The following is a 14,289-nucleotide window of genomic DNA, read 5'->3' as shown; positions in this document are numbered from 1 at the left end:
TCTTTTACTCTCCTTTCTAAACCCGGCATGATGACATGGCCGGGTTTTTCTTTTCTATCGTCATAACATTGGTCTGAAATTTGCCTATATTCATGAGAAGCAAAGTGATGATATGTTCACCATGTCTATCTTCGGATAGGCAATAAAAGTTCAAGTTGGTACATAAATTGCTAATGTTTATGGTGTGGCAATCAATATATCCATGAAGAGGCGTATATGGCAATCTCATTTGATAAGGCGTTAGGTATTCACCAGTACACTGTCGGTGTCCGTGAACGTAATGCAGAGATGATTTCCAGCAACATCGCACAAGCGAATACGCCGGGATATAAGGCTAAAGCTTTAGATTTTGACAAAGCACTACAAGCGGCAAGTTCGGGGGCAAGTATTAGTCTGGCCCGTACCAATGGACGGCATATTCCTGCCTCCATGTCAGTGATAGGGGAAGAGCTTTACCGCATCCCGACACAACCTGATACCGGTGACGGCAACACGGTCGATGTCGATTTAGAGCGAAATCTTTTTATGCAAAATCAGCTTCGTCATCAGGCTTCCCTTGACTTTCTTGGCGGAAAGTTCAAAGGAATGACCAAAGCAATTAAAGGGGAGTAATTAGATGAGTCTATTTAACGTATTCAATGTGACAGGTTCTGCGATGAGCGCTGAGTCTGTTCGTCTAAATACAACCTCAAGTAATTTGGCGAATGCTGATAGTGTGAGTAGTTCTGCGAAAGATACTTATAAGGCACGTCATCCGATTTTTGCCGCGGAGTTAAACCGGGCGAAATCGAAAGATGACTATACCGTACCGGTGAAGGTCTTAGGGGTTTTGGAAAGTAATAAACCATTAGTTGCGGAATATAATCCTGACCATCCTCTGGCAAATGCAGATGGTTATATTTATAAGCCGAATGTGAATGTGATGGAAGAAATGGCAAATATGATTTCAGCTTCACGAGCATATGAAACCAATGTTCAACTGGCTGAAGCGAGCAAGCAGATGTTGCTCAGAACATTGCAGATGGGTCAGTGAGGTATAGGAGATAACATATGGCCGGAATAGATAATGTTGGTCAAAATGGCAACTTGTCCTATATCGATCAACTCAAGAAACTTCAAGAGCAGAAGAAACCTGATGAGGTCACTGGTAAACAGGACCTGAAACAGGAAGACTTTTTGTCACTGCTCACCAAACAGCTGGCACAGCAAGATCCGTTTAAGCCAGTCAGTAATGATCAGATGATTGCTCAAATGGCATCATTTGCGACGGTTGATGGTATCGGCAAGATGAATTCTCAGTTTGAGAGTCTGAATTCTTCGATGACATCGAATCAAGCGCTGCAGGCTTCTTCCTTAGTGGGCCGGGATGTACTTGTTCCCGGAGCCAGTGGGGTGAAGAAGGATCAGGGCAATATGGCGGCGATGGTGAAGCTTCCCGCATCTGTCGATAATTTACTGGTCCGGATTGAAGATACTGCCGGGCAGTTGGTAAGAACATTTGATGTCGGTGCAAAACCTGCGGGTGATAACCGGATTGAATGGGACGGCAAAGACCAAAACGGCAACCCTTTACCGGGGGGCAAATATAAAGTGAAAGCTTCAGGTCTCGTCGACGGAAAGAGCAAAGAATTTGATGTTTCAACTTATGCAAACGTCAACAGCGTTCTTCTTGGCAAAGGTGATGGTAACGTACTACTCAATCTGGCTGGCTTTGATTCGCCAGTTCGACTTGCTGAGGTACTGGAAGTAGGCAAAGCGTAAGACGCTAGCTAGATAGGAGAATTCAGGATGTCATATGTATCATTAAGTGGTCTGTCGGCCGCTCAACTTGACCTCAATACCACCAGTAACAATATTGCCAACGCGAATACCTATGGTTTTAAAGAATCGCGTGCAGAATTTGGTGATGTTTATTCAAATTCATTGTTTACCAATGCGAAAACAACCCCGGGGAAAGGGGTGCAGGTAAACAAAGTTGCCCAACAGTTTCATGAAGGGTCGAGTATTTATACCAACAACCCCATGGATTTACGGATTTCCGGCACCGGTTTTTTTGCCGTCGCCAAAGACCGTCTGGTACCGCAACAGAATGAACTGACACGTAACGGTGCTTTTCACATTAACCATGATAATTATTTAGTCACCTCGAATGACGAATACCTGCTCGGATATAACGTCAATCCGGATACGGGGGATGTATTGTCTTATGAGTCGTCCCCAATCAATATTCCGGCTGAGTTCGGTAAACCGAAGCAGACCTCCAATATTGATGTCGGTGTTAACTTGCCGGCAAATGGTGACCTGAAAGATCCGGCGTTGTTCGATTTTGAGGACCCGGAAACCTATAACCGTTCGACCTCATCGACTATCTATGACTCGATGGGTCAGGCTTATAAGATGACCACATATTACCTCAAGGATCAGACCCAGCCGAACACCTGGCAGGTTTACTATACGATGACTGATTCTGCCGGGGAAAAGCCAATCAATATCGTTGGTGGTGATGCTGCGACACCGACCGGGCATGTTGGTCACACGCTGAAATTTAACAATGACGGAACGTTGGCGAGTATCAACAACGGACAAAATGTTGTTTCTGAACCGTTAGGTGCCGGAGCCAATCCAATTAACCTCAATGGTGCGGATATTAATCAGGTGCTTTCATTCGGTCTGGATTCTTCAACGCAGTTTGCGGCACCATTTGAGTTGACGAAGTTTGATGAAGATGGCGCGACGACTGGGTTTTTGACCAAAGTCGATGTTAATGAAGAAGGCAGCATTCTTGGCACATACTCAAACGGTGAGAATGTGACTTTAGGTCGTGTTGCGTTAGTCCGGGTACCGAATGAACAAGGACTGGATAAAAAAGGCGGAACCCAATGGGATTCGACCAACGCTTCCGGTGATAAAATCTGGGGTGAATCCAATAAAGGCTCCTTTGGTACGATTAACAGCGGTACATTAGAGCAATCCAATATTGATATGACCCAAGAGTTAGTTGATTTGATTTCTGCACAACGTAACTTCCAGGCAAACTCTCGTGCATTGGAAGTACATAATCAGACTCAACAGACAATTCTACAAATTCGTTAATAAACGATGTTTCATTCAGACCGACGGCAATGTCGGTCTGATCTTTTCCTCCCTCCGGCAATTTTGCGGCAAAATCCTCCTCGTCGTTCTCATTTTTAAATCTAAACATTTGATTTATATAATTATTTTTATTTGGCACACCAATTGCTTTATATCTGTCGTATGACGATGATAGGAGTAAATTATGGACCGTGCATTGTTTCTGGCAATGAGTGGCGCAAAGCAGAATATGCAGGAAATGCAGCTCAGAGCGAACAACTTAGCCAATGTAAGCACGACGGGCTTTCGGGCTGATCTGGCTCAGGCTCGCTCCATGCAGAGCTATGGTGATGGGTTACCCACCCGTGTATTCAGTATGACGGAACGTCCGGGAAATAATTTTGCTCAAGGCAGCGTCATGACAACGGGCAGAGATTTGGATGTCACCATTCAGGGTGATGGATGGATTTCAGTGCTGGATGATACTGGCACCGAAGGTCTGACCCGCAACGGGAATTTCCAAATCAGCCCCAATGGTTTACTGACCAGTGGTAGTGGCCATTTGGTTCTGGGTGACAATGATGCACCGATTACCTTACCCATTCCACTGAGTAAAATTGAGATCGGTAAAGATGGCACCGTGTCCGTTATCCCTCAGGGAGCACCGGCTGACGCTCAGGAAATTGTCGGACGAATTAAATTAGTCCGCCCTGATAATCGAACGTTATACAAAGATTCGGTGGGCCTGTTTCGCGCCAAGACGCCGAATACGGTATTGAATGCGGATGCGAGTGTGACATTACTGACGGGCGCTTTGGAAGGCAGCAATGTCAATGCTGTTGGCGAAATGACCAATCTCATTGATCTCCAGCGTCAGTTTGAAATGCAAGTCAAAATGATGAGTACAGCAGAAGAAATGGATAAAGCGTCCAATTCTCTGTTGCGCACCGGTTAATGAGTGAGAGGAGAAGAACATGCATCCAGCTCTATGGGTAAGTAAAACAGGTTTAGATGCGCAGCAGACCAATATTGCGACGATTTCGAACAACCTTGCGAACGCCTCCACCGTCGGCTTTAAGAAAAGCCGGGCGGTGTTTGAAGATCTTTTCTATCAGAATATCAACCAGCCTGGTGGTCAATCTTCGCAGAATACCGAGTTACCGAGCGGGTTAATGCTTGGTGCCGGCTCAAAAGTTGTCGCCACGCAGAAAGTTCATACCAACGGTAATGTGCAAACGACCAATAACAGTATGGATATGATGATTGAAGGCGACGGGTTCTTTCAGATTATGATGCCTGACGGCAACATGGGGTATTCACGCAACGGTCAGTTTACCTTAAATGCGGAAGGAACTATTGTGACATCCGGTGCCGGATATCCGTTACAACCTGAGATTGTGGTGCCGCAAGATGCCGTTTCAGTTACGGTCGGCAACGATGGTCAGGTCTCGGTCCGAATCCGCGGCCAGCAGAATAACCAAGTTATTGGGCAGATCACCACGGTTGATTTCATCAACCCCGGTGGTCTGGAACCTGTCGGCCAGAACTTATACTTACCTACCGGTGCCAGTGGAGATCCACAAGAAGGGGTTCCCGGGCTAGATGGTTTGGGCAATATTCGCCAGTCGATGCTGGAAAGCTCCAATGTGAATGTTACGGAAGAATTGGTCAATCTGATCGAAGCGCAGCGTGTGTATGAGATGAACTCCAAAGTCATTTCTGCGGTAGATAAGATGATGAGCTACGTGAATCAGCAGCTCTAATCCGGATTATATGAGAGGTATTCGATGAAACGCTTATTGACTTTGGGATTGATTGGTCTCTTATCCGGCTGCTCACTCATGCCACAAGGCTCAACAGAAACACCAAGTGAGAATGGCACAACGTTGGTTGATGCAGTCGAAGGTGATAAATCCGGAGATACCAGTAGTTCAGGATTGTTGGATGGACTGAGTCGGCGTACCGACCCGGTTGCCGATGATCCGGCTTGGGCTCCGATCCATCCGAACCATCGCCCGAAACACTATGCCGCGGAAACGGGATCTTTGTTTAATCTGAGTGCCGCCACGAGCTTATATAATGATTCAAAACCCAGACAAGTGGGTGACATTATTACTGTCACACTGAATGAAAGCACGAAAGCGGCAAAAAGTGCGGATGCTGATTTATCGAAAAAGAATGATGCCTCAATGGACCCGTTGGAAGTGGGTGGCAAGGAAATGAAAATTGGCGATTACAATTTTTCATACAAATTAGGCAACGATAATAAGTTTTCCGGTAGTGCGGCAGCAAACCAAAGTAACAGTATTTCCGGTTCTATCACCGTTGAAGTGATTGATGTACTTGCCAATGGTAACCTTGTGATTCGTGGTGAAAAATGGCTGACATTAAACACCGGTGATGAGTACATTCGTCTGAGTGGTACAGTCCGCCCGGATGACATTGATTTTGACAATACCATCTCGTCCAATCGGATTTCGAATGCCCGTATTCAATATTCAGGGACCGGAACCAACCAAGATATGCAAGAACCTGGATTCTTGGCACGATTTTTCAATATTGCTCTATAAGTTAAGTTTAAACGCCGTTTTTTTGGCATAGAAGACGGTGTGTATGGTAGAGAAGCGCAAGGTAAATTGAATGAAAAAGTTAACCCTTTTTTTGTTGGTGACACTGTTTGTATCCTTGCCGGGACAGGCGGCAAGAATTAAAGATGTCGCACAAGTGGCCGGAGTGCGGAGCAACCAGTTAGTGGGTTACGGTTTAGTCACAGGGTTGCCGGGAACCGGAGAATCAACGCCATTTACCGACCAAAGCTTTAATGCCATGCTGCAAAATTTCGGCATTCAATTGCCGCGAGGGACCAAACCGCAGACTAAAAATATTGCCGCTGTGATTGTTACGGCTGAATTGCCGCCATTTTCTAAACAGGGCCAGACGATCGATGTGACGGTCTCCTCGATTGGATCTGCGAAAAGTTTACGTGGCGGTACGCTGATGCAGACTTTCCTTAAAGGGCTGGATGGGCAGGTTTATGCGATTGCACAGGGTAATCTTGTCGTCAGTGGTTTCAGCGCTGATGGTGCCGATGGGTCTAAGATCGTTGGTAATAATCCTACCGTTGGCATCATTTCTAATGGTGCGAGTGTCGAACGGGAAGTTCCAAATCCATTTGCCCGGGGCGATTACATCACCTTTAATCTGATTGACTCAGACTTCACCACAGCCCAGCGTATGGCCGACACCGTGAATCAGTTTCTTGGCCCTCAAATGGCGACAGCCATTGATGCGACCTCGGTACAAGTTCGGGCACCGAGAGATGCCGGGCAGCGGGTTGCATTTCTCTCTGCCGTTGAAAACCTTGAATTTAATACCGCTGTCGGTGCTGCGAAGATTATTGTCAATTCTCGGACCGGTACGATTGTGGTGGGTCAATATGTACGGTTAAAGCCTGCCGCTGTCACTCATGGTGGCATGACTGTTGCAATCAAAGAGAAACTGAGTGTGAGTCAACCTGAACCATTTTCCAATGGTCAAACGGCTGTGGTCCCTGATTCCGATATCTCTGTAAAAGAGAAAAAAGGGAAAATGTTTAATTTTCAGCCGGGGGTGACGCTTGACGATCTCGTCCGGGCCGTCAATGAAGTTGGCGCCGCACCATCAGATTTAATGGCTATCTTGCAAGCGCTGAAACAGGCCGGTGCGATTGAAGGCCAGCTGATTATTATTTAGGGATAGGATTGAAGGGGAAGCCCGATGGTCAATGATGTAAAAGATATCGGCTTTGTACAGGATATTACCCAACTGGATCAATTGCGTAAGCAAGCGGTCAGCGGTGATAAAGCCAGTGAGAAATCAGCATTAACTGCGGCAGCCAAACAGTTTGAAGCCGTGTTTACATCGATGCTGTTTAAATCAATGCGCAAAGCGAATTCCGGCTTCGAATCTGACTTATTACATAGTAAAACCGAAGATTTTTACCGCGAGATGCTGGATGAGCAAATGGCCAGCCAACTCAGCTCTTCTGGCCGACTGGGGCTTGCCGACATGATTGTCGCTCAGCTCTCTACCAATATAGATGGTCATTCATCCTCAACAACGAAAGAGGATGTTCAACCCGATCCACTCTTACAGGCGTTGGCCCGTGTGCGTGAGCATCAGCAGCAACAAGCTGCCGGGCAGGCTAATTCTGAAGCGGTTCAGTCACCCGATACTGTGGCTGAACCGGGCCGATTCGATTCACCTGAATCTTTTATCCAGACGCTGAAGCCTTATGCTGAAAAAGCAGCCCGGGCTCTCGGGATTGACGCATCGGTATTATTGGCTCAGGCGGCACTGGAAACCGGCTGGGGGACGAAGGTTGTCGCAAATGCCCGCGGAAGCAGCCATAACCTGTTTAATATCAAAGCAGATCGTAGTTGGCAGGGCGACAAAATGGCTACTCAGACATTAGAATATTACGATCAGACACCTGTGGTTGAAAAAGCCGCCTTCCGATCGTATGACTCCTACCAAGACAGTTTCGATGACTACGTGAATTTCTTGAGAAAGAATCCTCGTTATATGGCTGCGCTGAATCATCAGGGGAACCCGACTTCATTCATTGAAGGGATTCATCAGGCCGGCTATGCAACCGATCCGAATTACGCGGACAAAGTTCTGCGTGTTCGTGCTCAGATTCAGCAAATGGATTAGCGCACGCCCTCCTTTTTTCTTGCCTCTGCCGGGCGGAAATTTCCTTCCGGCATCTTAATAACTCATTGTATTTTATCTGATTAATTTAATGGCATGTATATTGCTTCTATGTTGATAGAAGGTTCAGTTTTGACTGATGATTTTTATCTTGTGGGGGCGATATGGCGTCTGATTTATTGAATATTGGGACTCAGAGTGTCTTGACATCTCAAAGACAGCTCAACACGACCGGTCACAATATATCTAATGTAAATACAGAAGGTTACAGTCGTCAATCTGTGATTCAGGGCGTCAATGCTCCGCGGATGTACGGCGGTCAGACTTATGGTATGGGTGTGCATGTGGAAAATGTTCGCCGCTCATGGGATCAGTTTGCCGTCAAAGAGCTAAATATTGCCACCACCGATTACGCCTACAAACAGGACACCGAGCAAAATCTGGATATGTTATCCAAGATGCTCTCTTCTGTTGCTTCCAAGAAAATTCCGGAAAACATGAATGAGTGGTTTGATGCACTCAAAACTCTGGCTGACAGCCCTAATGATATGGGTGCACGGAAAGTGGTGCTGGAAAAATCTCAGTTAATCACTCAGAACCTCAATGATTTTCACGAAACGATCCGCCGCCAGTATGAAACGGTCAATAAAGGGTTGGATCTCGGTATTAAGAGAATTAACCAGCTTGCATTAGAAATCAGAGACTTACAGCGTTTAATGATGCGTACTCCCGGGCCACATAATGACCTGATGGACCAGCATGAAAAGTTAGTCAAAGAGCTCTCTGAGTACACCAAAGTGACGGTAACGCCACGGAAAAATGCTGAGGGTTTCAATATTCATATCGGCAATGGACACACCTTGGTTTCCGGTACTGAAGCCAGCCAGTTGAAGATGATTGATGGTTATCCCGATACCCATCAATGGCGTCTGGCAATGGTCGAAGGGAAAGGAATTAAAGCGATTACGTCGAAAGATATGGGGGGCAAGATCGGGGCGTTATTCAATATGCGCGATAACGAAATTCCGAACGTGCTTGATGAAATCGGCCGTCTTGCAACCAGCTTTTCTTATGATGTGAATAAATTGCAGCAGCAAGGACTTGATCTGAATGGTGACATCGGTGACCTGATGTTTACCGATGTGAACGATAAACGAATTGCCAAAGAGCGGGTGATTACCAGTAGTAACTCTCAAGCGGATATGGCTGCTTATATCGACGATGTTTCACAATTGAAAGGTGGTGAGTATTCACTACTTTATGACGGCAGTGATTATATTGCGATTTTACCGAATGGTGATCAGCGGGTGCTGTCTCCCAGCGGTGGCGAAATCTATATTGACGGGATGAGAATTGAAATTAGCAATGCACCGGAAGAAGGTGAGCGAGTCCTCATCCGGCCAACACGTTCCGGTGCGGCAACCATCAAAATGGAAATGAATGATCCGGCAAAAATTGCCGCTCAGAGTTATGAAGCGTCAACGACCTTCGCCCAAGGGAGCGCTAAGTTCAAAATTATACAAGCCGGTGAGTTGCGAGAGTTTGAAATCGATGTTTCTGAGCTGGGTGATACTTTCACGGTAAAAGATAAAGCCGGCAATATTGTTGCAGAAAATCAAGCTTATCCGCCATCTGGTCCTGTGACCGTCATGGGGACAACTTTTGAACTGTCTGCCGGTGCATTACCAAAAGATAAGTTTACCGCCAACCTGGTTCCCTCTGAAGGGGATAACGGCAACCTGAGAAAAATGCAGAATATCCAGACGGAGAAGCAGCTGGACAACAATGAGTCCACGATTCTGGATGTTTATCATAATCTGAATACCAATGTCGGTCTGAGAATGTCTACTGCATCCCGACTGACGGATGTGGCCCGACTCGAGAAAGAAGCAGCCCAAGAGCGGATTGCTTCGGTGTCCGGTGTGAATCTGGATGAAGAAGCCGCCAATATGATGAAATTTCAGCAGGCATATATGGCATCTTCCCGGATTATGCAAACAGCCAATGACACCTTTAATACCATTTTACAGTTGAGATAGGGAGGAGGATCTTATGGTTGGTCGTATTTCAAGCTTCCATAACTATCAGGCTGTTCAGAATGACATTCGTCGTCAGGAAGCCAAGGTTTATCACAATCAGGCGCAATTGGCCTCGGGTAAGAAACTGATGTCTCCCAGTGATAATCCACTGGCAACCCATTACATTCAGAATGTTGGGCAGCAAGAAGAGCAACTGCGTCAATACCTTGATTCGATAGTTCTGGTTCGTAACCGACTAGGACATCAAGAAGTTATTATCTCGAATGCGGAAGATTATGCCGATGAGGCAAAGCGTACCGTAATGGAAATGATCAACGGTTCATTATCCCCTGAAGATCGTCAGGCGAAAGAGCGCGAGTTAGAAGAGCTGGCAGATAACTTTCTCAATCTGACGAATGTGCAGGATGAGCTTGGGAACTACATTTTTGCCGGGACTAAGCCGGATAAGCAGCCCTTCTTTCGTGATAAAGAAGGGAATGTGACTTATGCCGGTGATGATTATCAACGCAAGATGCGAATCTCCAATAGTTTGGAAATGCCGTTCAATAACCCCGGCAGTAAAGTGTTTATGCAAATCGATAATCCTTTTGGTGACTATGAACCCGATTATCAGTTGCAGGAAGGTTCTGAGCTATTGCTGGAAAAAGCAACCAATAGCAATCCTCAAGATCAATCGAAATATAAAGTTACCTTTGTCGATATGGGCAATGGCAAATATGGCTATCAATTGGAAAAGGATGGCAGTGCCGTTCAAGCGGGTGAATTCGATCCCAAAACCGGCATTAATTACGAAGGCGTCAATATTGAACTGAAAGGCCAAATTTCGCCGGGAGATGTGATTGAGTTGTCTCCCAGAAAGACATTCAACATTTTTGATAGTTTCAAAAAGGCAATGGAATATTCACGAGACTCTGTTGCCGATGGCTCCGCAACTGCGAAGCTCCATCAAGTGACCCGGGAATTTCATGCTGCCTTTATCCACCTGACAAAAGTGAGAACGGATATCGGTGCGCGGCTGAATACATTGGATATTCAGGAACAAGAACATGAAGACTTCAAACTGACATTGGCAAAGTCCAAAAGCAGTTTTGAGGATCTTGATTATGCGGATGCCGTGATCGAGTTTAATGAAAATACTCGTGCACTTCAGGCATCTCAGCAGGCTTTCAGTAAAACGAAAGACTTAACACTATTCAATTACATCTAACTTTCACTTGCCTTATGTGCCATGCCATAAGTCGCGAAAGGAGTTGTATTGAATGTTGTTCATTGAAACGAGAACTTGGGTTTAACGCTCGTTTTGAGAAAGAAGCTTTGTCAGTTGCAGAATTCAAAGTCGTGATGACTGAGGCAATAAAGCGGCAACGAAGCGGCAAAGCGGAAATGAAACAGGATTACAGAGAGAACCCGAAAGATGAAAGTTGGGTTTGATTGGTTTTAACCTGTTGATTTAAATGGATAAAAAATTTATTTCAAAGTTGGCACAGTAATTGAATTAAATCTATCAGAGCGCAAGTTATCGGTTTGGAACCGGCAATGTTGCAGATGTGGCAAGTTATTTACGGTCAGTGCTTCCAAATAAGAGTTAAAGCTGACCGCTTCGCAGAAAGCTTGCGGACTCAATAGGAGAGCAAACTATGACCATCACAGTCAATACCAATGTGTCAGCGATGACCGCTCAGCGTTACCTGAATAAGGCAACGGGTGAGTTGAATACCTCAATGGAGCGTCTGTCTTCGGGAAACCGGATTAACAGCGCAAAAGATGATGCGGCCGGTCTTCAGATTTCGAACCGGTTGACTGCTCAGTCCCGAGGGTTGGATGTCGCGATGCGAAATGCCAATGACGGTATTTCGATTGCACAGACTGCTGAAGGGGCAATGAATGAGTCGACCAGTATATTGCAACGGATGCGGGATTTGGCACTCCAGTCTGCAAACGGTACCAACTCCTCATCTGAGCGTAAGGCGCTGAATGAAGAGTATTCAGCCCTTCAGGATGAATTGAACCGAATTGCAGAAACAACCTCGTTTGGTGGCCGAAAACTGTTGAATGGTACGTTTGGTGAGTCTGCTTTCCAGATCGGTGCCAGCTCCGGTGAAGCGATCATTGTTGGTCTCACCAGTATCCGAGCCGACGATTTCCGGATGGGTGGTCAGACATTTGTGTCTGAACAAGGCAAAGACATGAGCTGGGGCGTTCCTGCGAATGCCCGGGACATGAAGTTAGAGTTTACCAAGAAAAATGGTGAGCAGGTTTCAGTCGATGTTATGGCAAAACCAGGTGATGACATCGAAGAGTTGGCAACTTATATCAACGGTCAGGTGGATGATGTCACTGCATCTGTGGATGATAATGGGCACCTGCAGCTCTTTATGGCGGAGTCTAATCTTCAGGGGAATCTCTCTGTTTCAGGCGGGCTAGCCACTGAGCTGGGCTTGGATGGTGGTCCGGGACAGAATACGACGGTTCAGACCACCGATATCCTGAATATTGGTAATTCGCAGAACTCAGTCGGTGTTCTTGATGCAGCCCTTCATTATGTGGATGCGCAACGTGCAGATTTAGGGGCCAAACAAAACCGTTTGAGTCACAGTATCAATAACTTGTCGAACATACAGGAAAATGTTGAAGCGTCGAAGAGCCGGATTAAAGATACCGACTTTGCGAGAGAAACGACGCAGATGACCAAAGCACAAATATTGCAACAGGCAGGTACTTCAATACTTGCTCAGGCAAAACAGTTACCAAACTCTGCAATGTCACTATTGCAGTAGTAACCGAGCTTTATCAGTCAGCTCAGACGTGGGTATATGATAAAGCTTGTTTGGTAAAGTGTGATTTGTGGATGATATAAAGCTCTCTCAAGTTTAACACCTGCTTTATATTCATTCCTTATCATGCGCTCGGTTAGTCATGATGTGTTCATTTCTCTTGATCTCCACATGATTGACTTACCACCAATAGCCCCGGTTCTCTCAAAGATAAGGGGCTTTTTCTTTTCCTGTCATATCAATTCGTTACTCCCCGAACCAATCTCTTCAAACGCGGTTTTACTGGCGCATGAGTGTCATAAATTCATGCCTCTCGGCACGATGAGGGAAAACTTGAGTCTTTTTTTGGCTTTATATGAGATTTGTGTGGTTTCTCTCATTTTCTCTGCACGACGATCCCTTCGCTACGAAAAACCCACCTTTTTTCTAAAGGAAATTCATCCTGAGTCGTTAAAAGGTCGAACTTTGAGAGAACTATAGTTTTCCGAGACGTCGGAAAACAGTCAAGAATTTCCGCGACGTCGGAAAATCAATAGGAGAAACCACTATGGCGGTTAATGTTAATACAAACGTTTCTGCGATGACGGCACAGCGCTATCTAAACAGTGCAACGAAGTCGATGAACTCATCAATGGAACGCTTATCCTCAGGATATCGAATCAATAGTGCGAAAGATGATTCGGCTGGTCTGCAAATCTCAAACCGTTTGAGTGTTCAAAGCCGGGGATTGGGGGTTGCTGTTCGTAACGCGAATGACGGGATTTCAATTGCTCAGACTGCGGAAGGAGCAATGAATGAAACAACCAGTATTTTGCAGCGGATGAGAGATTTGTCTCTTCAATCATCAAATGGTTCTAACTCGAAATCGGATCGTGTTGCGATTCAGGAAGAAATTACAGCATTGAATGATGAATTAAACCGTGTTGCGGAAACCACATCATTTGGGGGTAATAAGCTTCTAAACGGTACTTTCGATACCAAATCTTTCCAGATCGGTTCTGATAGCGGTGAAGCGGTGATGCTCCATCTGAAAGATATGCGTAGCGATAATAGCCAGATGGGTGGTATGTCTTATATCGCTGAAAATGGCAAAGGGAAAGACTGGCAGGTTCAAAGTGGTGCCAACGATCTGAGCATTACAGTCAATGACAAACTCAATGGCGAGCAAACCATCAATATCAACGCGAAAGCGGGTGATGATATTGAAGAACTGGCTACTTATATCAATGGTCAGACTGACATGGTGAAAGCGTCCGTTGATGATGAAGGTAAACTGCAACTATTCACAGATAATAATAAAGTGGATGGTGCTGTGAGCTTCGGTGGTAGTCTTGCTGGTGAACTGGGTATCGGTGAAGGTAAAGCAACAACGGTCAGCAACATTGATGTGACTTCCGTTGGTGGTGCACAACAGTCGGTTGCTGTCGTCGATGCTGCATTGAAGTATGTGGATAGTCACCGGGCTGAACTGGGTGCATTCCAAAACCGTTTCGGCCATGCAATCAGTAACTTGGACAACATCAATGAGAATGTGAATGCGTCGAAGAGCCGGATCAAAGATACCGACTTTGCCAAAGAAACGACCGCATTGACGAAGTCGCAAATCCTTTCTCAGGCATCAAGTTCTGTTTTGGCACAAGCGAAACAGGCACCCAGTGCTGCATTAGGATTATTGGGATAATCTTCACTATCCTGATCATAAAAAATCCAGC

13 protein-coding genes are annotated in these 14,289 nt (G+C 45.8%); all 13 read left to right on the top strand.

Annotated elements, in window-relative coordinates:
* Positions 1-216 precede the first annotated feature (216 nt).
* On the top strand, positions 217-612 hold the full coding sequence (gene flgB, locus OCV37_RS11000) for a flagellar basal body rod protein FlgB (RefSeq protein WP_038183588.1): 396 nt from the start codon (positions 217-219) through the stop codon (positions 610-612).
* Between the two features lie 4 nt (positions 613-616).
* Positions 617-1,033, top strand: a complete 417-nt coding sequence (flgC, locus tag OCV37_RS10995) for a flagellar basal body rod protein FlgC (RefSeq protein ID WP_038183591.1) — start codon at positions 617-619, stop codon at positions 1,031-1,033.
* Positions 1,034-1,050: 17 nt separating this feature from the next.
* Positions 1,051-1,761 carry a flagellar hook assembly protein FlgD gene (gene flgD / locus OCV37_RS10990; RefSeq protein ID WP_038183592.1) on the top strand — a complete coding sequence of 237 codons (711 nt, stop codon included), beginning with the start codon at positions 1,051-1,053 and terminating at the stop codon, positions 1,759-1,761.
* Between the two features lie 27 nt (positions 1,762-1,788).
* Positions 1,789-3,093 (top strand): flagellar hook protein FlgE, encoded by a 1,305-nt coding sequence (flgE, locus tag OCV37_RS10985; protein ID WP_038183593.1) that lies wholly within the window; start codon positions 1,789-1,791, stop codon positions 3,091-3,093.
* A gap of 184 nt (positions 3,094-3,277) precedes the next feature.
* Entirely contained in the window at positions 3,278-4,027 is a 750-nt protein-coding gene (locus OCV37_RS10980; RefSeq protein WP_038183594.1) for a flagellar basal body rod protein FlgF, read from the top strand.
* A 19-nt stretch (positions 4,028-4,046) separates the two neighbouring features.
* Complete coding sequence (gene flgG / locus OCV37_RS10975) at positions 4,047-4,835, top strand: flagellar basal-body rod protein FlgG (protein WP_038183595.1); 789 nt, start codon at positions 4,047-4,049, stop codon at positions 4,833-4,835.
* 24 nt (positions 4,836-4,859) lie between these two features.
* Positions 4,860-5,642, top strand: coding sequence for a flagellar basal body L-ring protein FlgH (gene flgH / locus OCV37_RS10970; RefSeq protein ID WP_038183597.1), 783 nt, complete (start codon positions 4,860-4,862; stop codon positions 5,640-5,642).
* A 70-nt stretch (positions 5,643-5,712) separates the two neighbouring features.
* The gene (locus tag OCV37_RS10965; RefSeq protein ID WP_038183600.1) at positions 5,713-6,804 is read left to right on the top strand and encodes a flagellar basal body P-ring protein FlgI; all 1,092 of its coding nucleotides are present in this window, start codon (positions 5,713-5,715) and stop codon (positions 6,802-6,804) included.
* A 24-nt stretch (positions 6,805-6,828) separates the two neighbouring features.
* On the top strand, positions 6,829-7,767 hold the full coding sequence (gene flgJ, locus OCV37_RS10960) for a flagellar assembly peptidoglycan hydrolase FlgJ (RefSeq protein ID WP_038183602.1): 939 nt from the start codon (positions 6,829-6,831) through the stop codon (positions 7,765-7,767).
* Positions 7,768-7,928: 161 nt separating this feature from the next.
* On the top strand, positions 7,929-9,803 hold the full coding sequence (flgK, locus tag OCV37_RS10955; RefSeq protein ID WP_038183604.1) for a flagellar hook-associated protein FlgK: 1,875 nt from the start codon (positions 7,929-7,931) through the stop codon (positions 9,801-9,803).
* 13 nt (positions 9,804-9,816) lie between these two features.
* Complete coding sequence (gene flgL, locus OCV37_RS10950; protein WP_038183605.1) at positions 9,817-11,010, top strand: flagellar hook-associated protein FlgL; 1,194 nt, start codon at positions 9,817-9,819, stop codon at positions 11,008-11,010.
* 430 nt (positions 11,011-11,440) lie between these two features.
* Entirely contained in the window at positions 11,441-12,580 is a 1,140-nt protein-coding gene (locus OCV37_RS10945; protein ID WP_038183606.1) for a flagellin, read from the top strand.
* A gap of 544 nt (positions 12,581-13,124) precedes the next feature.
* Complete coding sequence (locus OCV37_RS10940) at positions 13,125-14,258, top strand: flagellin (RefSeq protein ID WP_038183609.1); 1,134 nt, start codon at positions 13,125-13,127, stop codon at positions 14,256-14,258.
* Positions 14,259-14,289: the final 31 nt, after the last annotated feature.

It is taken from the genome of Vibrio rhizosphaerae (genome assembly GCF_024347095.1).
GTDB classification, from domain to species: domain Bacteria; phylum Pseudomonadota; class Gammaproteobacteria; order Enterobacterales; family Vibrionaceae; genus Vibrio; species Vibrio rhizosphaerae.
The sequence above is the reverse complement of the archived record's forward strand: the minus strand, read 5'-3'. Positions and strand labels throughout refer to the sequence as shown.

What these genes read in the sequence shown, in the direction of transcription:
- flgC (WP_038183591.1), top strand. Translation starts at nt 617, where the DNA reads ATGAGTCTATTTAACGTATTCAATGTGACAGGTTCTGCGATGAGCGCT.
- flgH (WP_038183597.1), top strand. Translation starts at nt 4,860, where the DNA reads ATGAAACGCTTATTGACTTTGGGATTGATTGGTCTCTTATCCGGCTGC.
- flgK (WP_038183604.1), top strand. Translation starts at nt 7,929, where the DNA reads ATGGCGTCTGATTTATTGAATATTGGGACTCAGAGTGTCTTGACATCT.
- flgB (WP_038183588.1), top strand. Translation starts at nt 217, where the DNA reads ATGGCAATCTCATTTGATAAGGCGTTAGGTATTCACCAGTACACTGTC.
- flgE (WP_038183593.1), top strand. Translation starts at nt 1,789, where the DNA reads ATGTCATATGTATCATTAAGTGGTCTGTCGGCCGCTCAACTTGACCTC.
- OCV37_RS10980 (WP_038183594.1), top strand. Translation starts at nt 3,278, where the DNA reads ATGGACCGTGCATTGTTTCTGGCAATGAGTGGCGCAAAGCAGAATATG.
- flgG (WP_038183595.1), top strand. Translation starts at nt 4,047, where the DNA reads ATGCATCCAGCTCTATGGGTAAGTAAAACAGGTTTAGATGCGCAGCAG.
- flgL (WP_038183605.1), top strand. Translation starts at nt 9,817, where the DNA reads ATGGTTGGTCGTATTTCAAGCTTCCATAACTATCAGGCTGTTCAGAAT.
- OCV37_RS10940 (WP_038183609.1), top strand. Translation starts at nt 13,125, where the DNA reads ATGGCGGTTAATGTTAATACAAACGTTTCTGCGATGACGGCACAGCGC.
- OCV37_RS10945 (WP_038183606.1), top strand. Translation starts at nt 11,441, where the DNA reads ATGACCATCACAGTCAATACCAATGTGTCAGCGATGACCGCTCAGCGT.
- flgJ (WP_038183602.1), top strand. Translation starts at nt 6,829, where the DNA reads ATGGTCAATGATGTAAAAGATATCGGCTTTGTACAGGATATTACCCAA.
- flgD (WP_038183592.1), top strand. Translation starts at nt 1,051, where the DNA reads ATGGCCGGAATAGATAATGTTGGTCAAAATGGCAACTTGTCCTATATC.
- OCV37_RS10965 (WP_038183600.1), top strand. Translation starts at nt 5,713, where the DNA reads ATGAAAAAGTTAACCCTTTTTTTGTTGGTGACACTGTTTGTATCCTTG.